This is a genomic window from Pseudomonas sp. NPDC047961 (assembly GCF_050272435.1).
In the GTDB taxonomy this organism is placed as follows: Bacteria; Pseudomonadota; Gammaproteobacteria; order Pseudomonadales; family Pseudomonadaceae; genus Stutzerimonas.
Window position 1 is genome coordinate 540,036 of sequence record NZ_JBNNMD010000003.1, and the last position, 21,665, is coordinate 561,700.

Genomic DNA, 21,665 nt, shown 5'->3' on the forward strand with positions numbered 1-21,665 from the left:
GGGCGTTTTTTTATGTCTTGTCACTGCTGCGTCAGCACCAGCTGACCATCATGGACCGGAATTCTCTGACCAGGATCGCGATCCATCCGAACCTGCCCAGTCTTGCCCTCGAGATCGTACTCCACCTCGTAGCCGACGATTTTTTCATGGCTATCGGTGACCGTACTGCAGCGAGTTTCCGTTGTGCTATAGGTGTCATTCGCCTGCATGCGGCCTTGCACCTGATTGCCAGCGTAGCCACCGCCTACGGCTCCAGCGACCGTGGCAATCTTCTTGCCATTGCCGCCGCCAACCTGGTTACCGAGCAGCCCACCAACGACCGCACCCACGGCCGTGCCAGCAAGACGATTGCTGTCCTGCACGGGCCTCTGGCGCGTGACCGTCACATCCTTGCACACCTCACGAGGCGCCTGGATGGTCTCCTTGACTGGCCTCACGGCCAGCACGCTGGCAAATTCAGGCCCTCGATCGACCAAGGTATAAGTTGCAAAGGCACCGCCAGCGCTCACCACAACCGCCCCCAGAACAGCACCCACCAGCATCGACTTGTTCACTGCGTCTTCCTTCTTCTACGGGCGAGGCCCGCGGCGGCGCGTTGGACCTGTTACGCCGCGAGAAGTTCCAAGTCAGGGAAGTTCGTCCACCTCTTCGACAACAGGGGGGATGAGATCTTCACGCGTCAGATTCAGCCACACCAGCAACATGCCAGCCACGTAGACAGATGAGTAGGTACCAGCACCAACCCCGATCAACAGTGCCAGCGAGAACCCCCACAAATTCTCGCCGCCGAAAAACATCAGCGAGCCCACTGCAAGCAGTGTGGACACGGAGGTAGCAAGGGTCCGCAACAGTGTTTGGGTGGTGGATATATTGATGTTCTCGAGCAACTCCGCCTTACGCAGCATGCGGAAGTTTTCCCGGATTCGGTCGAAGATGACGATGGTGTCGTTCAATGAATAACCGATCACTGCCAACACCGCCGCCAGCACCGTCAAATCAAAGGAGATCTGAAACAGGGAAAACACTCCCAGCACCAGAATCACGTCATGGAACAACGACAGCACGGCACCAAGGCCAAACTTCCACTGAAAGCGGAATGCGACATAGACCAAAATGCCGCCGAGCGCGAGCAACATGCCCAGACCGCCCTGATCCCGCAGTTCTTCACCCACCGCCGGCCCAACGAACTCGACTCGCTTAACCGTTACAGCGCTGCCCGCGTCGCCACCTCTCAACGCTTCGGCAATGCGCTCGCCCAGCAGCGGATCATCGCCCGGCATGCGCACCAGGACGTCAGTGGTGGCGCCAAAGCTCTGAACTACCGCCTCATTGAAACCGGAACCAGCTAGTTGAGAGCGCACCTGATCCAGAGCGATCGGCTGCTCGTACGAGAGTTCGATAAGCGTGCCGCCAGTGAAATCCAGACCAAAATTCAGTCCTTTCACCGCCAGACTAGCTAGGGACACAAGCGTGAGCACTACGGTCAGGGCAAACGCCACGTGACGTACGCCCATGAAATTAATTACGCGTTTCATCGTGCTAGCCCCTTAAATCCACAATTTCTTGAGATCACGGCCACCGTAGATCAGGTTGACCATGGCGCGAGTCACGATGACGGCGGTGAACATGGAAGTCATGATCCCGAGCGAGAGCGTAACGGCGAACCCCTTGATAGGACCGGTTCCCATTGCGAACAGGATGCCCCCAACCAGCAAGGTCGTCAGGTTCCCGTCAACGATCGCCGAAAATGCCCGATCGAAGCCTTCATGAATGGCACGCTGCACCGACATGCCGTTGGCTATTTCCTCCCGGATACGCGAGAAAATCAGCACGTTGGCGTCAACCGCCATGCCCATCGTCAACACGATACCGGCGATACCCGGAAGCGTCAGCGTGGCACCCAGCATCGACATCAAAGCCGTCAGCACGATCATATTGAACAGCAGCGCGACCGTAGCCAGCACCCCGAAGAACTTGTAGATCAGCACCATGAACACCGCGACGAAGAGGAAGCCCCACATCGCCGCCTCAACACCGAGCTGGATGTTTTCGGCGCCCAGACTCGGACCGATGGTGCGCTCTTCGGCAAAGTACATTGGCGCGGCCAGGCCACCGGCACGAAGCAGCAGTGCCAGTTCGGACGACTCGCCTTGGCCGTCCAGACCCGTGATACGGAACTGACTACCCAGTGGCGACTGGATGGTCGCCAAGCTGATGACTTTCTTTTCTTCTTGGAAGGTCTCGACGCGAACTTCCTGCTCTACACCGTCAACCATCTGCTTGACGTAGCGAGTAGTAGGCCGCTGCTCGATGAACACCACTGCCATGCTGCGCCCGACATTGTTGCGAGTGGCACGATTCATCAGATCGCCGCCATGGCCATCCAGGCGAATGTTGACCTGAGGCCGGCCATTCTCGTCATAGCTGGCCTGAGCGTCGGTAACTTGGTCCCCGGTAATAATCAGGTTGCGCTCAAGCTGGACAGGCGGACGCCCCTCCTCACGAAACTCAAAGCTCTCCGTTGATGCACGGGCAGCATCGGCTTCGGCGGCCAGTCGGAACTCAAGGTTGGCGGTCTTGCCCAGAATACGCTTGGCTTCGGCTGTATCCTGTACACCTGGAAGCTCAACGACGATGCGGTTGGCACCCTGACGCTGAACCAGCGGCTCGGAAACGCCCAGCTCATTGACCCGGTTACGGACCGTGGTCAGGTTCTGTTTGATTGAATATTCACGAATTTCCGCCAGCTTGGCCTCGGTAATCGCCAAGCGCAGTACCTGCTGGCCATTACGCTCAGTGGAGGTCAGCTCGAAATCGTTGAAGCTCTTGCGAATCAGAGACTGGGCAGCAGAAAGCGTGGCCTCGTCAGCGAAACCGAGTTGCACAGCATTTTCCAGCTGAGGGAGGCTGCGATAGCGCACTCGCTCCTTGCGCAACAAACTCTTGACCTCGCCTTCGTATACGTTGAGGCGGGTCTCGATGGCTTTTTCCATGTCGACTTCGAGCAGGAAATGCACACCGCCAGACAAATCCAGGCCTAGCTTCATCGGGCTTGCACCCAGATCGCGTAGCCACTCTGGGGTCGTGGGTGCGAGATTGAGCGCAACCACATAGGCGTCGCCCAGCGCCCGACGCACTACGTCCTTGGCAGGCAGCTGATCGTCCTGAACGGTCAATCGCAACAGGCCGCCCCGCCCCTGCTCGTCCAGGTTCGCCGACTTGACCTCGATACCGGCTTCGGCAAGTGCCTTGCTGGCACGATCTAGATCGGCTTCAGTGACATTGAGCGAAGTCGCAGCGCCAGTGATCTGCACCGCAGGATCATCCGGATAAAGGTTGGGTGCCGAATAAATGAAGGCAATGCCAAGCACTACCACTATCAGCAGGTATTTCCAGAGGGGGAATCTATTGAGCATGACGCAGCCCGTCTAATGACGCGGGGCGCCTTGCGCGCCCCGTCGTTGGTGTTGAGTAGAAGTCAGCTCAGATCGCCTTCAGCGTGCCCTTGGGCAGCGTTGCGGCGATCGCCACCTTCTGGAACTTCAGCTCCACCGAGTCGGAGACTTCGATCACGACGAAGTCATCGGAAACCTTGGTGACCTTGCCAGCGATACCACCGGAAGTCACCACTTCGTCGCCCTTCTGCAGGCCGCCGATCAGGTTCTTATGCTCTTTCGCGCGCTTGGCCTGCGGGCGCCAGATCATCAGATAGAAAATGACCAGAAAGCCGACCAGAAACAGCCACTCGAAACCGCTACCAGCGGGACCAGCGGCAGCCTCTTGAGCATAGGCGGCGGGAATCAGAAAGCTCATGTAGCACTCCTGTTGCAGAGATCAATTTAGTTATGGATTCGTCACGCAAGCGGCGGCGTTGGCAGGCCACGCTTGGCATAGAAGGCGTCGACAAAGGCCGCCAATGTACCCTGTTGGATAGCGTCGCGTAAACCAGCCATCAGGCGCTGGTAGTGCCGCAAGTTGTGGATGGTATTGAGCATACTGCCCAACATTTCGCCGCATTTATCCAGATGGTGCAGATAGGCCCGAGAGAAGTGTTTGCAGGTGTAACAATCACAACCGGCATCCAGTGGAGAATCGTCGTAGCGGTGCGAAGCGTTGCGGATCTTGACCACCCCGACATCGGTAAACAAGTGCCCGTTTCGCGCATTGCGGGTTGGCATCACGCAATCGAACATGTCCACCCCTCGGCGCACGCCCTCAACGAGGTCTTCTGGCTTGCCGACGCCCATCAGGTAACGCGGCTTGTCCGCCGGCATCAGTGGCGGCAGAAAGTCCAGCACGCGGATCATCTCCTCTTTCGGCTCCCCGACGGAGAGCCCGCCGATCGCCAGACCGTCAAAGCCGATCTCGCACAGCCCTTCTAGTGAGCGCTTGCGCAGCGACTCGTGCATGCCGCCTTGCACGATGCCGAAGAGTGCAGCTGGACTGTCGCCGTGAGCATCCTTGGAGCGCTTGGCCCAGCGCAGCGACAACTCCATTGAACGCCGTGCGACGTCTTCGTCAGCCGGATAGGGGGTGCACTCATCAAAGATCATCACGATGTCGGAGCCAAGATCACGCTGCACCTGCATCGACTCTTCCGGCCCCATGAAAACCTTGGCCCCATCCACCGGCGAGGCGAAATAAACGCCCTCTTCCTTGATCTTGCGCATCGCACCCAGGCTGAACACCTGGAAACCGCCGGAGTCAGTCAGGATCGGACCCTGCCACTGCATGAAATCATGCAGGTCTCCGTGCGCCTTGATCACTTCGGTACCGGGGCGCAGCCACAAATGGAAGGTATTGCCGAGGATGATCTGGGCACCGATCCCTTCAATGTCACGCGGTAGCATGCCTTTCACAGTACCGTAGGTACCCACCGGCATGAACGCTGGGGTTTCCACGCTGCCACGCGGGAAGGTCAGGCGCCCGCGGCGCGCCCGCCCCTCGGTCGCGAGCAGCTCGAAAGACATGTGGCAGGTACGACTCATTGGGAATCCTCGGGGCCGCGCGGGGCCGGATTGCGAGTGATGAACATGGCATCACCGTAGCTGAAAAAGCGATAACCCTTGGCAATAGCCTCGGCATAGGCGGCCATCGTTTCTGGATAGCCAGCGAACGCGGACACCAGCATCAAGAGGGTTGATTCAGGCAGATGGAAGTTAGTGACGAGCGCATCGACAACATGAAACGGCTTGCCCGGGTAAAGAAAGATGTCGGTATCGCCACTGAATGGCTTGAGCACACCGTCGCGCGCAGCACTCTCAAGCGATCGCACGCTGGTGGTACCGACGGCTACCACCCGACCACCGCGAGCATGGCAAGCCGCCACGGCATCGACGACACCCTGGTCGACCTCGAGCCATTCGCGATGCATATGGTGCTCTTCGATACGCTCGACACGCACCGGCTGAAAGGTTCCGGCCCCTACGTGCAGCGTCACAAACGCACTCTCAACACCTTTATCACGTAGGGCCGCCAGCAATTCCGTATCGAAATGCAATCCCGCCGTTGGTGCAGCAACTGCGCCCGCCCGTTGCGCATAAACCGTTTGGTAGCGTTCTCGGTCTGCCACGTCGTCCGGCCGATCTATGTAGGGCGGCAAAGGCATATGGCCGACGCGCTCAAGCAACGGCAGCACGTCTTCCTCGAATTCCAGTTCGAACAATGTATCTTGCCGCGCCAGCATCACGGCCTTACCGCCCCCCTCAATATGAATTCTGGCGCCTGCCTTAGGGGATTTACTGGAGCGGATATGCGCCAGCACCCGACGACCATCGAGCACGCGCTCGATAAGCACCTCGACTTTGCCGCCAGTGTCTTTCTGGCCGAACAGGCGCGCCGGAATGACCCGCGTGTTGTTGAACACCATCAGGTCGCCGGGACGCAAGTAATCGAGCAACTCGACGAAACCATGGTGACCCAAAGAACCGGTCGGACCATCGAGCGTTAGCAACCGACTGGCACGACGCTCGGCTAAAGGATGTCGGGCAATTAGCGAATCGGGGAGATCGAAGGAAAAAGCGGAGACTTGCATTGAAAGATCAGCACGGGGCATCAGGGGCGCAAAGCTTAGCGGAAACACCTCATTCTGACCACGCCAGACGATTGACCGCTTCGCAATGCATCCCTATACTGCGCCGCCACTGTGCCTCGATGGCGGAATCGGTAGACGCAGCGGATTCAAAATCCGCCGTTGGTAACAACGTGAGAGTTCGAGTCTCTCTCGAGGCACCATTATCAGTGACCAGAGGCAGCTATTACTTCTGGTGAAGGGAAACCGCATCTGAACAGCGGCTTCACCCCTACGACAGGCCAACAGCAGCCTGCCGAAGCAAGCCTTACGCATCATCGAAATGCAGATTCGTACTGGCGACACCGCTGGCTGCATCAGCTGAATCAAACTGCGATAACCCGAATTTCGGCAACACCAAACAGCACTGAAAGCACCGCTTGCAGTGGGCTAATTCTATGGCTCCAAAGGGCTTGGCATCGCCCAGCGAGTTATCGTAGAGTGTGCCCACTGTGTTTGCATGGGTCGCTGTTGAATCGTGGCCTGATGCAGTAGATCTTCAGATCCGCTACATCCGTTCGACTCTTTTCTCCTTGCAACCAGTTTCCGCTTTCTGCGCATGCAGGGGCGTTTCCACTATTGAGTTTCAAGGATACAAAGCTATGTCGAATCGTCAGAACGGTACCGTCAAGTGGTTTAACGACGAAAAAGGTTTTGGTTTCATCACTCCCGAAAGCGGTCCGGATCTGTTCGTGCACTTCCGCGCGATCGAAGGCAACGGTTTCAAGAGCCTGAAAGAAGGCCAGAAGGTCAGCTTCGTAGCTGTACAAGGTCAAAAGGGCATGCAGGCTGACCAGGTTCAAATCCAGGAATAAGCCCCACCCCGAAAAGCCCCTGATGACAACATCAGGGGCTTTTTTATGCGCGCGTTTCCGTAGAATGCGCCACCGCCTTTCCTCGCGAGACAACAAGCATGCGCAACCACCCGCTAAGCCCGCAGGGCCAGTTTCCTGCCGCCGGCCTGATTCGTAGACTCGCCGCTCTCTTCTACGATGCTTTTCTGTCGATTGCACTGATGATGGTGGTCACGCTTTTCTACCAACAAGTGATCTTGCGTTTTTTTTATGGGAGCGAAGGACTTAGAGCAGTAGCGGAAGCAGGCGGCCTGGATATAGACCCCATCCTCTCGACACTCTTACTGTTCGCCCTGTTCGCTTTTTTTGCCAAATTCTGGACGCATAACGGTCAGACGCTCGGCATGCAGGTCTGGGGTGTGCGCATCCAGAACTCCGATGGCAGCGCCATCGACCTGTGGCAGGCCCTGCTACGCTTCCTGATTGCGATCATGTCCTGGCTCGCCCTGGGATTGGGCTATTGGTGGATGCTCTGGGACAAGCAACACCGAACCTGGCACGACATCTATTCGGAGAGCCAAGTCGTGCAGCTACCGAAAAACATCCATAAGAAATAGCCTTAAGCCCGGAATCAATCTCCCTCTCCTGCACGACTGAGACAGCTCAAGGCTTTGGAGCTTGCTGCGGATTCCAATCAACCCGCACGCCGCAACAACCAGACACCTGCCAGCGCACAGATGCCCGCTGGCACAGCCACCGCCAGCAGCGGCGAGAAGCCGAACACCTGGCTAGCCGGACCCAGCAGGTCCTGCAAAATGCGGAACACGAAGCCAACAATGACACCGGTAAAAATGCGCTGGCCGAGCGTTACGGAGCGCAACGGCCCAAAGATAAACGAGATCGCCAGCAATACCAGCGCCACCGTTACCGCCGGCTGCAACACCTTGCTCCAGAACGCCAACCAATAGCGGCCATTGTTCAACCCTTGCTCACCCAGATAGTGGATATAGCGCCACAACCCCGTGATGGACAATGCATCCGGCTCCATCACAACAGTACTGACCAGCTGGGGCGTCAACTGCACATCCCACGCCTCCTGAGCCGCCTTCGTGACCTCGGTATGATCACCTCGAAAGTGCGTCGTCGCGACATCACTGAGTAGCCACTGATCACCGTCGTAACGGGCTCGGCGGGCGAAGCTTGCCGACAGCAGCTGCCGTTGCTCATCGAAACGATAGCGGGTAACTCCAAGGAGCAAACCACTCGGCTGCACTGCATTGATATGCACAAATTCATCACCTTGACGATGCCAGAGCCCGCGTTTACTGCTTTGCGCCTCACCAGCACCCTGTGCCGAGGAACGGCTGGCTTGCGCAATATTCTCGCTCCACGGCGATACATATTCCCCGATCAGCACCCCTATCAGCAGCAGCAGTAGCATTGGCTTCATTACGGCCAACACGATTCGCCCCAAAGACACGCCTGCGGCACGCATGATGGTCAGCTCGCTACTGCTCGCAAGCGTGCCAAGGCCAATAAGGCAGCCAATCAACGCCGCCATAGGCAGCATCTCGTAGATCCGCGACGGCGTGGTCAGTAATACGTAAACGGCGGCGTTCAAGGTGCCGTAACCACCCTTCACATCACCCAACTCGTCAATGAAGGCGAACAACAAGGCCAGACCGACAATGATGCCGAGCACCGTCAGAATCGCCAGCAGAACATGGATGCCAATGTAGCGATCAAGCTTACGCATGGGCGGCCCTCGACAGGCTGCGGCGCTTGCTAATGGCAAGTCTCAGCGGTTCCCAGTACAACATCAACATCCCTATGGCAAAGAAGATTCCATGGACCCACCAGAGCCCCAAGGCCGGGGGTATTCGACCCTTGTCCAAAGCGCCACGTGCAGCGATGAGTAACGCGAGGTAAGCCATATACAGAAGAATTGCAGGTAGCAGCTTCAGGAAGCGCCCCTGGCGTGGATTGACCTTCGACAGCGGGACCGCGAGCAGCGTGACAATGAACACCAATAGCGGCAAAGAAAGGCGCCACTGCAGTTCGGATTGCAAGCGAATATCGTCGCGCCCAAGCAGATCGAGCGTCGGCATTGACTCACGCTCGCTCAGCTCGACACTGACCTCCGGCCTGGGCAACAGCACGCCATAGGTGTCGTACTGGATCGCCCGGTAGTTTGCCTGACCCGGATTGCCGTCGTAGCGATAGCCGTTTTCAAGAATGAGATAGCGGCTTCCATCAGGCTGAATTTCCTGACGTCCGCGTTCGGCCACCAGCACTGAGAGCCCGCGCTTATCGCCAGTGGAGCTGGAAAGGTTGGTTTCGGAGATGAACACACCAGCCAACTCGGTGCGATCAGCAGTCAGCTCGCGGGTATAGGTCACACGGGTACCGTCGCGCAGGGTCTGGAAGCGGCCCGGCACCAGCGTGTCGAACTCGGTCAGCGAGTCCTGCTCGTTGAGGATGCGATCCACCTCAGCCACACCCTGCGGCGCCAGTCCGAGGCTCAACCAACCGACCAGGCCGGCAACCAGTGCAGCCGGCGCCAGGCTATAGGTCAGCAGGCGGCGCTGACTCATGCCGGTAGCCGAGAGAACAGTCATTTCACTGTCGAGGTACAGCCTGCCGTAGGCCAGCAAAATGCCGAGAAACAGGCCCAGCGGCAGAATCAGCTGCAGGAACCCCGGCAGGCGGAACCCCATGATCATTAGCAGTACACCCGGATCGAGCAGCCCCTGTGCGGCCTGCGCCAGATATTTGATGAAACGGCCGCTCATGATGATCACCAGCAGCACGGCACTTACAGCGCTCAGGGTAACCAGAAGCTCACGGGACAGGTAACGAAAGACGATCAAACCGGACACTCCAGGGTTGTCAGGCTCCGGCGGCTACGATCAAACTAGCCACCAAGCAGCCGGCCCGCCCGTAACAGGACGTTGGATTCACTCAGCATTTTCCAACGCCCCGGTAGACGAACCACCGGAAAACAAGCCCGGCATTATCCTGCAAACCCGACTCTTTGTCTTGGGGACTCGACGCCATGGAATTCGTTGTAAAGAACACCAAAGCCGCTGCAGCCAAAACAGCCACCCTTGTTCTGCCTGTTGGCGAAGAGGGTCTGCTCGGCGCGACAGCCCAGACTGTGGACCAGGCCAGTGGAGGCGCCATAAGTGCGGTGCTCAAGCGCGGCGACCTGAAAGGGAAACCGGGACAGACCCTGCTGCTGCATAACTTGCCAAACCTCAAGGCGGATCGCGTCCTGTTGGTTGGCACCGGCAAGGATGACGAGCGCGACGGGCGCCAGTGGCGCAAGATCGCCGCAGCCGCCCTCGGCGTGCTTAAAGGCCTGGCCGGCAACGATGCGACCTTCGCGCTGCAGGATGTCCAGGTCAAAGACCGTGACACCTATGCACGCGCTCGCATGCTGGTCGAAGTATTGGCCGATGGTCAGTACGTTTTTGACCAGTTCAAGAGCAAGAAGAACGACGAACCCAAGCTCGGCAAGATCACCCTATTAACTGACAAAGCGGATCAGGCACGCGTCGAGCAGGCTGCTCGTCACGCCGCAGCGATTGCCGCCGGCATGAGCTTCGCCCGCGACCTTGGCAACCTGCCGCCGAATATTTGCCATCCCAGCTATGTGGCCGAGCAGGCCAAGCAGCTCGGCAAAACCTTCAAAGGCCTTAAAGTCGAGGTTCTGGACGAAAAGAAGCTGCGTGAACTTGGCGCGGGTTCGTTTCTCGCCGTGTCCCAGGGCAGCGATCAGCCCGGTTGCATCGTAGTCATGCAATACAACGGCGGCAAAAAAGGCGAGCAGCCCTACGCACTGGTCGGCAAAGGCATCACGTTCGACACGGGCGGCATCAGCCTCAAGCCCGGCCAGGGCATGGACGAAATGAAGTACGACATGTGCGGTGCTGCCAGCGTGCTCGGCACCTTCCGCGCCGCATTGGAACTTCAGTTGCCGATCAATCTGGTCGGCTTGCTCGCCTGCGCAGAAAACATGCCGAGCGGCAACGCCACCCGCCCCGGCGACATTGTCACCACCATGAGCGGGCAGACCGTTGAGATCCTCAACACCGACGCCGAAGGTCGATTAGTGCTCTGCGATACCCTGACCTATGCCGAGCGTTTCAAGCCGCGCGCGGTAATTGATGTCGCCACCCTGACCGGTGCCTGCATCGTAGCGCTGGGCAGCAACACGTCCGGCCTGCTGGGCAACAACGACGAACTGCTGCAGCAAGTACTGGGCGCCGGCCAGAAAGCCGACGACCGCGCCTGGCAACTGCCATTGTTCGATGAGTATCAGGAACAGCTCGACAGCCCCTTCGCCGACATTGCCAATATCGGTGGCCCCAAGGCCGGCACCATCACCGCGGCCTGCTTCCTATCACGCTTTACCAAGGCCTACCCCTGGGCGCATCTGGACGTCGCTGGTACCGCATGGATCAGTGGCGGTAAAGAAAAAGGCGCGACGGGACGCCCGGTCCCCTTGCTGACCCAGTACCTGCTGGACCGAGCCGAGCAGGCATGAGCAAAGCGAGCGGATACCGGGCATGACTCGAATCGAGTTTTACGTGCTGCCGGACAGCCAGCCGGTGGGTCGTGCTAGAGCGGCCTGCCAGTTGGCGAGCAAAGGCTGGCAGCACGGCATATCGGTATTTATTCGCTGTCAGGATAACCAGCAGTGCAGCGAACTGGACGAGCTGCTCTGGACGTTTCGTGCAGAGCGCTTCATACCGCATGAGTTTCATGATGACGATCCCCACGCACCCGTGGTGATTGGCACGGAGCAGCCACCCGCTGCGGCACAAGGCCTGCTGATCAACCTCTCACCTATGCTATCGCCGCACACTGATCAGTTCAGCCGGGTGATCGAAATCGTCAATCAGCAGCCTGAGCTGCTGACCGTCTGCCGGGACAATTTTCGCCTCTATCGGCAGCGTGGCTATGATCCAAAGAGAGTCGAGCTTTAAGGCGCACTGGCCGAACGCGATGGAGCCGCCAAGTCAGCGCCGATCAGCAACGATAGTTACTGGGCTAATGCCCGATCAGGACCACCCCCTTACACGCCTGGACGCTCAATTCCGGATGCCCCGTACATGACGCAATCGCGCCCCCCAAAAGCCCATCTTCTTGATGATCTGGAATCCATTCGTGCGCTGCTGGGTGACCAAGACCCGCCACTGCTGAGCGATACGCTGGACCCGGACAGCTTTCCCTTGCTTTCGGAAATCGTCGAACACCCACCCGCACCGGCCGCCGAACCTGAGGTCGAGCCGCGCGAACCTGCCGTGCGTACAGCTTTTAGGACGCTCGCCGAGCGTCATCTCGACCATGAATTGCGCAATGCTGCGCAACTCATTCTGCAGGAGGTCATCGACGACTATGTCCCGCAGATCGAAGCCGAGCTGCGCGCCCGCCTGGAAGCGCGCGCCGAGCAGCTGATCAAGTCCCATCGTTCCTGAGTTGCAGCCAACCGAGGCAAACGCCACGCCGGAATAGACACTTACGCACGGCTCAGCTGTGCCGGCGGGACAAAAGCGGCGTCGCAATCCTGCCGATCATCCACTTTGCCTTTATACTTGCCCGCTTTTCCGATCAGCCGTTCTAAGGGTCCCGCCGCATGGACAAGACCTACCAGCCGCACGCCATCGAAACCTCCTGGTACCAGACTTGGGAAACGAATAACTATTTCGCACCCCAAGGTTCAGGCGAGCCCTACACCATCATGATCCCGCCGCCGAACGTCACCGGCAGCCTGCATATGGGCCATGGGTTCAACAACGCCATCATGGATGCACTGATTCGCTTCCGGCGGATGCAGGGTCGCAACACCTTGTGGCAGCCGGGTACAGATCACGCCGGCATCGCCACTCAGATGGTAGTCGAGCGCCAGCTGAGCGCGCAGGGCGTCAACCGCCACGACCTGGGCCGCGAGAAGTTTCTCGACAAGGTCTGGGAGTGGAAGGAAGAGTCCGGCGGCAACATCACCCGCCAGATCCGCCGTCTGGGTTCCTCGGTGGACTGGTCGCGCGAACGCTTCACCATGGATGCGGGCCTGTCTAACGCCGTAAAGGAAGCCTTCGTGCGGCTGCATGAGGATGGCCTGATCTACCGTGGCAAGCGCCTGGTTAACTGGGACACCAAGCTGCACACCGCAATCTCTGATCTGGAAGTGGAAAACCACGACGAGAAAGGTCACCTCTGGCACCTGCGCTACCCGTTGGCCGATGGCTGCAAGACCGCCGACGGTCTGGATTATCTAGTGGTCGCCACGACTCGTCCGGAAACCATGCTGGGCGACGCCGCTATCGCCGTGCACCCTGAGGACGAGCGCTACAAGAGCCTGATTGGCCGCCACGTCATGCTGCCGCTGGTCAATCGCCTGATCCCGATCGTTGCCGACGATTACGTCGACCTCGAGTTCGGCACTGGCTGCGTGAAGATCACCCCGGCCCATGACTTCAATGACTACGAGGTCGGCAAGCGCCATCACCTGCCGCTGATCAACATCTTCGACCAGAACGCCTGCATCCTGGCTCGCGCCCAGGTGTTCAACATTGACGGTTCAGTAAACGACAAGGTCGACGCCAGCCTACCGGACGGCTACGCGCACATGGACCGCTTCGATGCACGCAAGGCCATCGTCGCCGAGTTCGACGCCATGAGCCTGCTGGAAAAGATCGACGACCACGCGCTGAAAGTGCCGCGCGGCGACCGCTCGGGCACCATCATCGAGCCGTGGCTGACCGATCAGTGGTACGTCTCCACCAAGCCGCTGGCCGAGAAAGCCATCGCGGCCGTGGAAAGCGGCGAGATTCAGTTCGTGCCCAAGCCGTATGAGAACATGTACTTCAGCTGGATGCGCGACATTCAGGACTGGTGCATCAGCCGTCAGCTCTGGTGGGGCCACCGCATTCCAGCCTGGTATGACGAAGCGGGCAACGTCTATGTCGGCCGTGACGAAGTGGAGGTGCGCAGCAAGTACAACCTCTGCAACAACGTCGAACTGCGCCAGGACGAGGACGTGCTGGACACCTGGTTCAGCTCCGGGCTGTGGACCTTCTCCACCCTCGGCTGGCCAGAGCAGACCGAATTCCTCAAGACCTTCCACCCCACTGACGTACTAGTCACCGGCTTCGACATCATCTTCTTCTGGGTCGCACGGATGATCATGTTGTCCACGCACCTGACCGGGCAAATCCCGTTCAAAACCGTGTACGTACACGGCCTGGTGCGTGATGGCCAAGGTCAGAAGATGTCCAAGTCCAAGGGCAACGTGCTAGACCCACTGGACATCGTCGACGGCATCACCCTCGACGAGCTGCTGACCAAGCGCACCAGCGGCATGATGCAGCCCAAGCTGGCGGAGAAGATCGCCAAGCAGACCCGCTCCGAGTTTCCTGAGGGCATCGCCAGCTACGGCACCGACGCCCTGCGCTTCACTTTCTGCTCGCTGGCCTCCACCGGGCGCGACATCAAGTTCGACATGGGCCGCGTCGAGGGTTACCGCAACTTCTGCAACAAGATCTGGAACGCCGCCAACTTCGTCTTCGAGAACACCGAAGACAAAGACACAGGGATCAATGACGAGCCTGATGAGCTGTCGTCGGTGGATCGCTGGATCATTTCCGCGCTGCAGCGCACCGAAGCCGAAGTCACCCGTCAGCTCGAGGCTTTCCGCTTCGACCTGGCAGCGCAGGCGCTCTACGAGTTCATCTGGGATGAGTACTGCGCCTGGTATCTGGAGCTGGTCAAGCCAGTGCTCTGGGACGAGACCGCCAGCGTTGGACGCCAGCGCGGCACGCGCCGCACCCTGGTGCGCGTACTCGAAACGGCACTGCGTCTGGCACATCCGTTCATGCCGTTCATCACTGAGGAAATCTGGCAGCGCGTCGCGCCGCTCGCAGGCAAATCCGGCCCGACCCTGATGCTGCAGCCGTGGCCAGAATTCAACCCGGAGCGCATCGATGAAGCCGCCGAAGGTGATATCGAGTGGGTCAAGGCCTTCATGTTGGGTGTCCGCCAGATCCGCGGCGAGATGAATATCTCAATGGCCAAACGCATCGACGTAGTGCTGGCCAACGCCTCGGCCGAAGACCAGCGTCGCCTCGCCGATAACGAGCCGCTACTGAAGAAACTGGCCAAACTGGAAAGCGTTCGCGCCCTTACTCAAGGCGAAGAACCGCCGCTGTCAGCAACGGCGCTGGTGGGCGACATGCAGGTGCTGGTGCCCATGGCAGGCCTGATCGACAAGGACGCCGAACTTGCCCGCCTCGACAAGGAAATTGGCCGCTTGGACGGCGAAGTGAAGCGGGTCGGTGGCAAGCTCGGCAATGCCGGCTTCGTCGACAAGGCGCCGGCCGAAGTCATCGACAAGGAGCGCGCCAAACTGGCCGAGGCCGAGCAGGCCAAAGCCAGGCTGCTCGAGCAGCGCGAGCGCATCGCCAGCCTGTAATGAAGCCAGAGGCCAGCACTTGATGTGCTGGCCTTTTTGCTTAGGCATCTGCTCTTGATTGATGACAAGTCGCCTTCAGTGCCGCTGATACACTATGCCGCACACGACAATAACGAATTGCAACTGACAGGCCTGAACCAACGCGGAAAGCTCCACGACATGAAGTAAGTCAGCAGCGAAGTAAGCCCAGGTAGTTTGCTTTACGCGCAGCCGTCCACGACGCAGGTATGACCTTCCGTATCACGGTTACTTAATTCTCTCGCACCGCAAGTCGCCCATTTTTAAGCCTGTCAGCCCCGAGCCAGAACAACAATCCGAATGGCCCGGTACGGTTTTTAAAAAAATGGAGCCCCTCCGATGTATGTACTCATGGCTGTTCTATTTGTTCTGGGCTATCTATGCATAGCCTTCGAGCATCCGCTGAAAATCGACAAGGCCGCCGCGGCAATTCTCACAGCAGTGCTGTGCTGGACCGCACTGATACTTGGCGCAGAATCCATCGTGCCGCTGTTGCCGTCAGCCGGCCATGACCTCGCCGATCCGTCAGCCTATGTAGTCGAATCACTGCGGCATCATCTGGGCGAAATCTCGGAGATCCTGTTCTTCCTGCTCGGCGCCATGACCATCGTCGAACTCATCGATTCGCACGAAGGTTTCAAGGTCATCACTGACCGTATCCAGACGCGAAAGCGCGTGCATCTACTGTGGATCATCGGCTTCCTAACCTTCTTCCTGTCCGCCGCACTGGACAACCTGACCACCACCATCGTCATGGTCTCGCTGCTGCGCAAACTGATCCGCGGCCGCCCAGAACGCTGGTTGTTCGTCGGCGTCGTGGTGATAGCTGCCAACGCTGGCGGCGCCTGGTCACCGATTGGCGACGTTACGACGACCATGCTCTGGATCGGTAACCAGATCACCGCCTCTGGCGTGATCGTCGGGCTGTTTATCCCGAGCCTGGTCTGCCTGCTGGTCCCACTGTTGATTCTCAGTTTTAGCATGCGCGGCGAAGTGCCCCGCCCTGGCGCTCGAGCGCACCTGGCCGAAAGCAATCCGCCAGCGACTACGGCATTCGAGCGCAATCTGGTATTGGCGCTCGGTATTGGCGCGCTGGTGTTCGTGCCGGTCTTCAAGACCGTCACCCACTTGCCGCCGTATATGGGCATCCTGTTCGGACTCGGCGTGCTCTGGGTCACTACCGAATTTCTACATCGTCACAAAGAAGACGATCACAAGCACCCGCTCTCGGTCGTGGGCGTTCTGCGCAAGGTCGATACTCCGAGCGTACTGTTCTTCCTTGGCATCCTTCTGGCGGTTGCGGCGCTCGCTACAGCCGGTCACCTGACCCAGGTCGCCACGGCGCTGCGTGACACCCTCGGACATATTTATCCGATCAACTACAGCATCGGCCTGCTGTCGGCGGTGGTGGACAACGTGCCACTTGTTGCCGGCTCGATGAAGATGTATCCGCTGATCAGCCCGGAGACGCTTGATGCAGCGCCCGCCGCCGAAGTCGCCTGGCTGTCGCAATTCGTGGTCGACGGCAATTTCTGGGAGATGCTGGCGTATTGCGCCGGGACGGGTGGCAGCACGCTCATCATTGGTTCAGCCGCGGGCGTAGCAGCCATGGGCATGGAAAAGATCAGCTTCACCTGGTACGTCAAGCGCGTCAGCCTGCTGGCTTTCCTTGGTTACACAGCCGGCGCCGTGACCTATATAGGCATGCTCGCACTGCGTTGATGCACTACCGTCTAGCTCGCTGAGCGCACAAAGCCGGTCAGCGAGCCTAGCCGTTAAAGTTCTGGGAATCGTGATGACAGTCAGCAAAACCAAGAGCAGTTTCTATCGCCGTTTATATGTCGCCTGGCTGATTGACAGCGGTGCCGCCACGAGCGTGCCTGCTCTGGTAGAAGCGACCGGAATGCCGCGCAGGACGGCACAGGACACCTTAGCGGCCCTTGCCGATCTGGACATTGATTGCCGATTCACTCAGGACGACGGTGAGCGGCATAACGCCGGCCATTACCAGATCCATAACTGGGGCGCGATTGACCGGCTATGGATCGAACGCAACCTGGCGCAGATCAAATCCGTTCTCGGCTATCCGTGACTGCCCGCAGAATACCTAACTGCTCCAATTCCGCTCAGTGAACCCGGCAGGACGAGCGGGTGCGTACTCACGTCATCCGCGTGCTCGCAAAGCCTCCTTTAACCATCAGTAGCGTGGTCCTTTGCCAGGCGTGCCGCTAAGCTGTGGACCTCTTCGCCTGCACGGTTAGTCGTCAATGTCTCAACGCCCCACCCTGTTCCCGGTTCTGCTCGCTGGTGCCGCCTTGCTGCTGGTTGTCCATGGGCTGGGACGTTTTGTCTACACACCACTTCTTCCGTGGCTGGTAGAGGACGGCTTACTGACCGTACAACAGGGCGCTAGTATCGCCACCTGGAACTACTTGGGTTATTTGGTCGGCGCGCTACTCGCCCTGCGCTGGCATCAGGTCACGCAGATACGTCGCAGCCTGCCGTGGGCACTGGTACTGCACGTCGTGACAACGCTGGCGCAGACCCAGGCCGAATCGGTGGAAGCCCTTTCGACGCTGCGCCTGCTCAATGGCATCAGCAACGGCCTGGTCTTTGTCCAGGCACCTTCGTTGATTCTGGAATGGTTAGCGCGTCATCGTCGCGTGTCGTCCAGCGGCCTAGTCTATCTCGGCGTCTGCGTGGGGCTGATCCTGTCCAGCTTCATGGTTAGCCTGAGCAACGGTGTACTGCAGGGCGCCGACCGCTGGTGGCCCGCAGCACTGCTCTCTATCCCGCTAGCCTGGTGGGGCTGGCGTCAGTTGGCGAACCTCGACATGCCGCCGGACGAGCCGCCCACGGAAACGACACAGCCTCCAAGCGGACGCCTGCTGGATCGTGCCAGCACTCCCCTGTTTCTCTCGTATGCCGGCGCCGGCATGGGCTATATCTTGCCGATGACCTTTCTGCCCATGGTTGCCCGGCTGCAGGTTGAACCAGGCGACTTGCTGGTGGAAAGCAGCTGGTTGGTGGTGGCAGTGGCCACCCTGCCTTCACCCTGGCTCTGGAATCGCCTCGGCGCTCTGTTCGGCGACACACTGGCACTGCGCTTAAGCTATGTCACGCAACTGGCCGGTGTCCTGGCTGCGCTCTTGCTGCCCGGCGCGTGGGGGATTTTGTTATGTGCCGTACTGGTCGGCGGGACCTTTCTTGGCACCGTGTTGCTGACCCAACGCCTGGCACGCGCCCTTCATCCGCACCAGGGACCGCGACTGTCAGCAGCACTGATTGCGCTCTACAGCCTGACCCAGCTGGCCGGCCCTTGGCTCACTGGCGTCTGGCTAGGCATGGGCGGCTCACTGCACAGCGCGTTCTGGCTCGGTGCCGGCGCGCTGTTGTGGGGGCTGATCTGGATGCTGCTGGTGCCACGTCGAGCCTGAAAGCTGGGACAATACGGTTTTTACCGCTAGCGACAGCCGAACATGACATCCAGACCCGCCACACCGCCATCGCAGAAGGCCAAGCCTGCGGTCAAAAAGGCCGTGCTGCACTCACGGAACCGCCACACCGGGCGCTATGACTTTCAAGCGCTGATAGCGGGCAACCCCGAGTTGGCGAAGTTCGTCGTCATCAATCCCTACGGCAAGGAGAGCATCGATTTTGCCGACCCGGATGCGGTCCGCGTATTCAACCGGGCACTGCTCAAGCAGTTCTACGGAATCGCGCATTGGGATATACCGCCGGGTTACCTGTGCCCACCGGTACCAGGCCGGGCCGACTATCTGCACGGTCTAGCCGACTTGCTGGCGGCCGAAAACGCTGGAGAGATTCCTCGCGGCACAGGCATTCATGCGCTGGACGTTGGCACTGGCGCCAACTGCATCTATCCATTGATCGGTCTGCGCGAATACGGCTGGCACTTCACGGGGTCGGATATCGACGCAACTGCACTGGCGTCGGCCCGTACGATCGTCACCGCAAATAAGCTGGGCAAGAGCATTGCGCTGCGCCCGCAGCAGCACCCCCGCCACATATTTGAAAACCTGGTGCAGGCCGACGACCGCTTCGACGTCACGCTTTGCAATCCGCCCTTCCATGCTTCCCAAGCAGAGGCCAGCAGTGGCAGCCAGCGCAAGTGGCGCAACCTTGGCAAGCTCGACCCCAAGCGCAAACTGCCCACCCTTAATTTCGGCGGTCAGGCGGCAGAACTTTGGTGTGAAGGCGGGGAGGCAGCATTCATTGCGCTGCTGGCGGAAGAAAGTCGCGGCGTGAGCCAGCAGGTCTGCTGGTTCAGCACGCTGGTGTCGAAAGCAAGCAACGTACAGCCGCTACAGGCTCGGCTCAAAAAGCTCGGCGCCCAGCAGGTCCGCGTATGCGAAATGTCCCAGGGGCAAAAGCGCAGTCGCTTCGTGGCCTGGAGCTACCTCGATGATGAACAGCGCGCGAAGTGGCGTGCTGATCGCTGGTCGAACCGCTAGGCAGGCTGATCGTTTCCGCTACGATCAGCTGAAGCATTTCACCTCAGACGGCAATATCCCAGCGTTGGCGATCTTTCAGGGCCAGCGTCTGGATATACCGAGGCTCCCCGTTGATTTCCTCCAGCTCGGTCATCCCGGCGAGTTCGCCGACAACGCGATAGCGCTTGCCGACGCGCTTGTCCTGCAGCGGATAGAGCTGGGCGATCTGTTGGGCGAGTTCGGTAAGAGTGGACATGGTTCGGTAGCTCCAGATAACTGCATGCCGCAGCTTTTTACAGGCCTTAGGTTACGATTCAACGACAACCTTCCTTCGTCTCGCCTGTTGGAGCCACCCGTTGCGCAATTGATTCCCTACCAGAGGCAAAAACTACCCGAACGATTGATCAGCAGATACCTACACCCAGCTGTAGCAGAGCCAGGCCGCCCTGCTGCCAGCCCCACCAAGCCGCAACCAAGAGCAGCGACGCCAACACGGCGCCGCCTGTCCATAACCAGGCGCGGCGCATCAGGCCGTACCTGCAGCCAAGCGCACGCGCTCGACGGGTTGCTCACGAATTGGCCAGTTGAGCGCAGCCGCCATCAAGCTCAGCGCGATGGAAATCTGCCAGACCAGATCGTAACTGCCAGTCGTGTCATAGACCCACCCGCCCAGCCAGCCACCGAAGAACGAGCCGATCTGGTGGAACAGAAACACGATGCCGCCCAACATCGACAGATTGCGCACGCCGAACAGCGTAGCGACCGTGCCATTGGTCAAGGGCACGGTGGACAGCCACAGCAACCCCATGGCGATGCCGAAGGCATAGGCGGTCCAGAGCGTCAGCGGAGCGAAGAAGAACGCGCTGATCACAACCGCTCGGGCCAGATAAAGCGCGGTCAGCAATTTCGGCTTCGAATAACAACCGCCCAGCCAGCCCGCTGTGTAGGTACCGACGATGTTGAACAGCCCGACCAGCGCCAGCACCGTCGTGCCGGCCATCGCAGGTAGCTGCTTGTCGACCAGATATGCGGGCAGGTGTATGCCGATGAATACGACCTGAAACCCGCAGACGAAGAAACCCAGCGCAAGCAGGCGGAAGCCCGAGTGGCTGACCGCTTCACGCAGCGCCTCCATCAGCGTCTGCTGCGGGCCGGTCACTGGCGCTGCTGGCCCGCTGCGCAGCATCAACGCCAGCGGCATGATCAGCGCCACCAAAAGCCCCAGCGCCAGCAAGGCCGACGACCAGCCAAGCCAGCCGATCAGACCGAGCGTGCCGGGCAGCATGGCAAACTGACCGAACGACCCCGCTGCGCTGGCAATACCCATCGCCATGCTGCGTTTTTCGACCGGCACCGCGCGCCCGACTGCGCCAAGGATCACGGAAAACGATGTTCCGGAAAGCCCCAGCCCAATCAGCAGGCCTGCACTGAGGGACAACGATACCGGGGAATCCGCACCCGCCATCAGCAACAGGCCGACCGCATAAAGCACGCCACCGAGCAGCACCGCACGGGCCACACCGAAACGGTCCGCCAGCGCGCCGGTAACCGGCTGCGCCAGCCCCCAGATCAGATTCTGCAGGGCGATGGCAAAGGCAAAGGTCTCACGCCCCCAGCCAAATTCCGCGCTCATGGGTGGCAGGAAAAGGCCGAATCCGTGTCGGATTCCCAGGGAAAGGGCAAGGATCAAGGAGCCACCCAGCAGGATCCAGGTACTGTTGCGCCAAATCGCATTCATCACTGACACGCTTTGCAAAAATCGAGGGGGATCCATCTTACTCGCAACCACCTCGTCATCCACCTCCCCCTTTTTACTCAGGCGAACGGCGAGCGGAGGGTTGCTCGGGTAAACT

General features: G+C 59.5%; 21 protein-coding genes and 1 tRNA gene. 11 read left to right on the forward strand and 11 right to left on the reverse strand.

Annotation, left to right across the window (positions count from 1 at the left end; translation table 11 throughout):
• Nucleotides 1–20: 20 nt before the first annotated feature.
• The 6 genes from ACQKIK_RS13295 to queA all read right to left on the reverse strand — a co-directional run bounded on the left by ACQKIK_RS13295 (nucleotide 21) and on the right by queA (nucleotide 6,034).
• Nucleotides 21–554, reverse strand: coding sequence for a glycine zipper 2TM domain-containing protein (locus tag ACQKIK_RS13295; RefSeq protein ID WP_499136278.1), 534 nt, complete (start codon nucleotides 552–554; stop codon nucleotides 21–23).
• A gap of 72 nt (nucleotides 555–626) precedes the next feature.
• A complete protein-coding gene (gene secF, locus ACQKIK_RS13300) occupies nucleotides 627–1,535 on the reverse strand; it encodes a protein translocase subunit SecF (RefSeq protein WP_499136279.1) in 909 nt (302 codons plus the stop codon).
• 12 nt (nucleotides 1,536–1,547) lie between these two features.
• Nucleotides 1,548–3,416: a protein translocase subunit SecD gene (gene secD, locus ACQKIK_RS13305; RefSeq protein WP_499136280.1), complete on the reverse strand. Its 1,869-nt coding sequence runs from the start codon at nucleotides 3,414–3,416 to the stop codon at nucleotides 1,548–1,550.
• A 67-nt stretch (nucleotides 3,417–3,483) separates the two neighbouring features.
• The gene (gene yajC / locus ACQKIK_RS13310; RefSeq protein WP_021209500.1) at nucleotides 3,484–3,813 is read right to left on the reverse strand and encodes a preprotein translocase subunit YajC; all 330 of its coding nucleotides are present in this window, start codon (nucleotides 3,811–3,813) and stop codon (nucleotides 3,484–3,486) included.
• Nucleotides 3,814–3,854: 41 nt separating this feature from the next.
• The gene (tgt, locus tag ACQKIK_RS13315) at nucleotides 3,855–4,970 is read right to left on the reverse strand and encodes a tRNA guanosine(34) transglycosylase Tgt (RefSeq protein ID WP_177327078.1); all 1,116 of its coding nucleotides are present in this window, start codon (nucleotides 4,968–4,970) and stop codon (nucleotides 3,855–3,857) included.
• 14 nt (nucleotides 4,971–4,984) lie between these two features.
• Nucleotides 4,985–6,034, reverse strand: coding sequence for a tRNA preQ1(34) S-adenosylmethionine ribosyltransferase-isomerase QueA (gene queA / locus ACQKIK_RS13320; protein WP_499136281.1), 1,050 nt, complete (start codon nucleotides 6,032–6,034; stop codon nucleotides 4,985–4,987).
• Nucleotides 6,035–6,147: 113 nt separating this feature from the next.
• Between queA and ACQKIK_RS13325 the strand changes: the two genes are divergently transcribed.
• The 3 genes from ACQKIK_RS13325 to ACQKIK_RS13335 all read left to right on the forward strand — a co-directional run bounded on the left by ACQKIK_RS13325 (nucleotide 6,148) and on the right by ACQKIK_RS13335 (nucleotide 7,481).
• Nucleotides 6,148–6,234, forward strand: a tRNA-Leu gene (locus ACQKIK_RS13325).
• A gap of 438 nt (nucleotides 6,235–6,672) precedes the next feature.
• Entirely contained in the window at nucleotides 6,673–6,885 is a 213-nt protein-coding gene (locus tag ACQKIK_RS13330; RefSeq protein ID WP_003284681.1) for a cold-shock protein, read from the forward strand.
• Between the two features lie 98 nt (nucleotides 6,886–6,983).
• The gene (locus ACQKIK_RS13335; RefSeq protein WP_463285929.1) at nucleotides 6,984–7,481 is read left to right on the forward strand and encodes an RDD family protein; all 498 of its coding nucleotides are present in this window, start codon (nucleotides 6,984–6,986) and stop codon (nucleotides 7,479–7,481) included.
• A gap of 77 nt (nucleotides 7,482–7,558) precedes the next feature.
• On the opposite strand, the gene lptG is transcribed toward ACQKIK_RS13335, so the two are convergent.
• Both lptG and lptF read right to left on the reverse strand, forming a co-directional pair.
• A complete protein-coding gene (gene lptG / locus ACQKIK_RS13340; protein WP_463285928.1) occupies nucleotides 7,559–8,620 on the reverse strand; it encodes an LPS export ABC transporter permease LptG in 1,062 nt (353 codons plus the stop codon).
• The gene (gene lptF, locus ACQKIK_RS13345; protein WP_499136282.1) at nucleotides 8,613–9,734 is read right to left on the reverse strand and encodes an LPS export ABC transporter permease LptF; all 1,122 of its coding nucleotides are present in this window, start codon (nucleotides 9,732–9,734) and stop codon (nucleotides 8,613–8,615) included. The genes lptG and lptF overlap by 8 nt, the downstream gene beginning before the upstream one ends.
• A gap of 185 nt (nucleotides 9,735–9,919) precedes the next feature.
• On the opposite strand from lptF, the gene ACQKIK_RS13350 reads away from it, so the two are divergent.
• The 8 genes from ACQKIK_RS13350 to rlmF all read left to right on the forward strand — a co-directional run bounded on the left by ACQKIK_RS13350 (nucleotide 9,920) and on the right by rlmF (nucleotide 19,833).
• On the forward strand, nucleotides 9,920–11,413 hold the full coding sequence (locus ACQKIK_RS13350; RefSeq protein WP_499136283.1) for a leucyl aminopeptidase: 1,494 nt from the start codon (nucleotides 9,920–9,922) through the stop codon (nucleotides 11,411–11,413).
• Nucleotides 11,414–11,435: 22 nt separating this feature from the next.
• Nucleotides 11,436–11,855, forward strand: coding sequence for a DNA polymerase III subunit chi (locus ACQKIK_RS13355; RefSeq protein WP_499136284.1), 420 nt, complete (start codon nucleotides 11,436–11,438; stop codon nucleotides 11,853–11,855).
• Between the two features lie 126 nt (nucleotides 11,856–11,981).
• Nucleotides 11,982–12,347: a DNA polymerase III subunit chi gene (locus ACQKIK_RS13360; RefSeq protein WP_499136285.1), complete on the forward strand. Its 366-nt coding sequence runs from the start codon at nucleotides 11,982–11,984 to the stop codon at nucleotides 12,345–12,347.
• Between the two features lie 158 nt (nucleotides 12,348–12,505).
• Nucleotides 12,506–15,340, forward strand: coding sequence for a valine--tRNA ligase (locus ACQKIK_RS13365; protein WP_499136286.1), 2,835 nt, complete (start codon nucleotides 12,506–12,508; stop codon nucleotides 15,338–15,340).
• 357 nt (nucleotides 15,341–15,697) lie between these two features.
• Complete coding sequence (gene nhaD, locus ACQKIK_RS13370) at nucleotides 15,698–17,080, forward strand: sodium:proton antiporter NhaD (protein WP_045425201.1); 1,383 nt, start codon at nucleotides 15,698–15,700, stop codon at nucleotides 17,078–17,080.
• Nucleotides 17,081–17,153: 73 nt separating this feature from the next.
• Nucleotides 17,154–17,450 carry a winged helix-turn-helix domain-containing protein gene (locus tag ACQKIK_RS13375; RefSeq protein ID WP_046162472.1) on the forward strand — a complete coding sequence of 99 codons (297 nt, stop codon included), beginning with the start codon at nucleotides 17,154–17,156 and terminating at the stop codon, nucleotides 17,448–17,450.
• Between the two features lie 175 nt (nucleotides 17,451–17,625).
• A complete protein-coding gene (locus ACQKIK_RS13380; RefSeq protein ID WP_499136287.1) occupies nucleotides 17,626–18,795 on the forward strand; it encodes a YbfB/YjiJ family MFS transporter in 1,170 nt (389 codons plus the stop codon).
• Nucleotides 18,796–18,837: 42 nt separating this feature from the next.
• Nucleotides 18,838–19,833, forward strand: coding sequence for a 23S rRNA (adenine(1618)-N(6))-methyltransferase RlmF (rlmF, locus tag ACQKIK_RS13385; RefSeq protein ID WP_499136288.1), 996 nt, complete (start codon nucleotides 18,838–18,840; stop codon nucleotides 19,831–19,833).
• A 43-nt stretch (nucleotides 19,834–19,876) separates the two neighbouring features.
• Here rlmF and ACQKIK_RS13390 read toward each other — a convergent pair whose 3' ends face one another.
• From ACQKIK_RS13390 to ACQKIK_RS13400, 3 genes are all read right to left on the reverse strand, one after another.
• Nucleotides 19,877–20,068: a hypothetical protein gene (locus ACQKIK_RS13390; RefSeq protein ID WP_045425197.1), complete on the reverse strand. Its 192-nt coding sequence runs from the start codon at nucleotides 20,066–20,068 to the stop codon at nucleotides 19,877–19,879.
• 148 nt (nucleotides 20,069–20,216) lie between these two features.
• A complete protein-coding gene (locus tag ACQKIK_RS13395; RefSeq protein WP_256044768.1) occupies nucleotides 20,217–20,339 on the reverse strand; it encodes a hypothetical protein in 123 nt (40 codons plus the stop codon).
• Nucleotides 20,339–21,550, reverse strand: a complete 1,212-nt coding sequence (locus ACQKIK_RS13400; protein ID WP_045425195.1) for an MFS transporter — start codon at nucleotides 21,548–21,550, stop codon at nucleotides 20,339–20,341. The genes ACQKIK_RS13395 and ACQKIK_RS13400 overlap by 1 nt, the downstream gene beginning before the upstream one ends.
• Between the last annotated feature and the right edge of the window lie 115 nt (nucleotides 21,551–21,665).

Excerpts from the sequence above, each read along its gene's own strand:
- ACQKIK_RS13375 (WP_046162472.1), top strand. The coding sequence starts at position 17,154 with ATGACAGTCAGCAAAACCAAGAGCAGTTTCTATCGCCGTTTATATGTC.
- ACQKIK_RS13350 (WP_499136283.1), top strand. The coding sequence starts at position 9,920 with ATGGAATTCGTTGTAAAGAACACCAAAGCCGCTGCAGCCAAAACAGCC.
- ACQKIK_RS13390 (WP_045425197.1), bottom strand. The coding sequence starts at position 20,068 with ATGTCCACTCTTACCGAACTCGCCCAACAGATCGCCCAGCTCTATCCG.
- tgt (WP_177327078.1), bottom strand. The coding sequence starts at position 4,970 with ATGTCTTTCGAGCTGCTCGCGACCGAGGGGCGGGCGCGCCGCGGGCGC.
- ACQKIK_RS13395 (WP_256044768.1), bottom strand. The coding sequence starts at position 20,339 with ATGCGCCGCGCCTGGTTATGGACAGGCGGCGCCGTGTTGGCGTCGCTG.
- ACQKIK_RS13380 (WP_499136287.1), top strand. The coding sequence starts at position 17,626 with ATGTCTCAACGCCCCACCCTGTTCCCGGTTCTGCTCGCTGGTGCCGCC.
- queA (WP_499136281.1), bottom strand. The coding sequence starts at position 6,034 with ATGCAAGTCTCCGCTTTTTCCTTCGATCTCCCCGATTCGCTAATTGCC.
- ACQKIK_RS13400 (WP_045425195.1), bottom strand. The coding sequence starts at position 21,550 with ATGAATGCGATTTGGCGCAACAGTACCTGGATCCTGCTGGGTGGCTCC.
- ACQKIK_RS13335 (WP_463285929.1), top strand. The coding sequence starts at position 6,984 with ATGCGCAACCACCCGCTAAGCCCGCAGGGCCAGTTTCCTGCCGCCGGC.
- ACQKIK_RS13365 (WP_499136286.1), top strand. The coding sequence starts at position 12,506 with ATGGACAAGACCTACCAGCCGCACGCCATCGAAACCTCCTGGTACCAG.
- nhaD (WP_045425201.1), top strand. The coding sequence starts at position 15,698 with ATGTATGTACTCATGGCTGTTCTATTTGTTCTGGGCTATCTATGCATA.
- lptG (WP_463285928.1), bottom strand. The coding sequence starts at position 8,620 with ATGCGTAAGCTTGATCGCTACATTGGCATCCATGTTCTGCTGGCGATT.
- yajC (WP_021209500.1), bottom strand. The coding sequence starts at position 3,813 with ATGAGCTTTCTGATTCCCGCCGCCTATGCTCAAGAGGCTGCCGCTGGT.
- secD (WP_499136280.1), bottom strand. The coding sequence starts at position 3,416 with ATGCTCAATAGATTCCCCCTCTGGAAATACCTGCTGATAGTGGTAGTG.
- rlmF (WP_499136288.1), top strand. The coding sequence starts at position 18,838 with ATGACATCCAGACCCGCCACACCGCCATCGCAGAAGGCCAAGCCTGCG.
- secF (WP_499136279.1), bottom strand. The coding sequence starts at position 1,535 with ATGAAACGCGTAATTAATTTCATGGGCGTACGTCACGTGGCGTTTGCC.
- ACQKIK_RS13330 (WP_003284681.1), top strand. The coding sequence starts at position 6,673 with ATGTCGAATCGTCAGAACGGTACCGTCAAGTGGTTTAACGACGAAAAA.
- ACQKIK_RS13355 (WP_499136284.1), top strand. The coding sequence starts at position 11,436 with ATGACTCGAATCGAGTTTTACGTGCTGCCGGACAGCCAGCCGGTGGGT.
- ACQKIK_RS13360 (WP_499136285.1), top strand. The coding sequence starts at position 11,982 with ATGACGCAATCGCGCCCCCCAAAAGCCCATCTTCTTGATGATCTGGAA.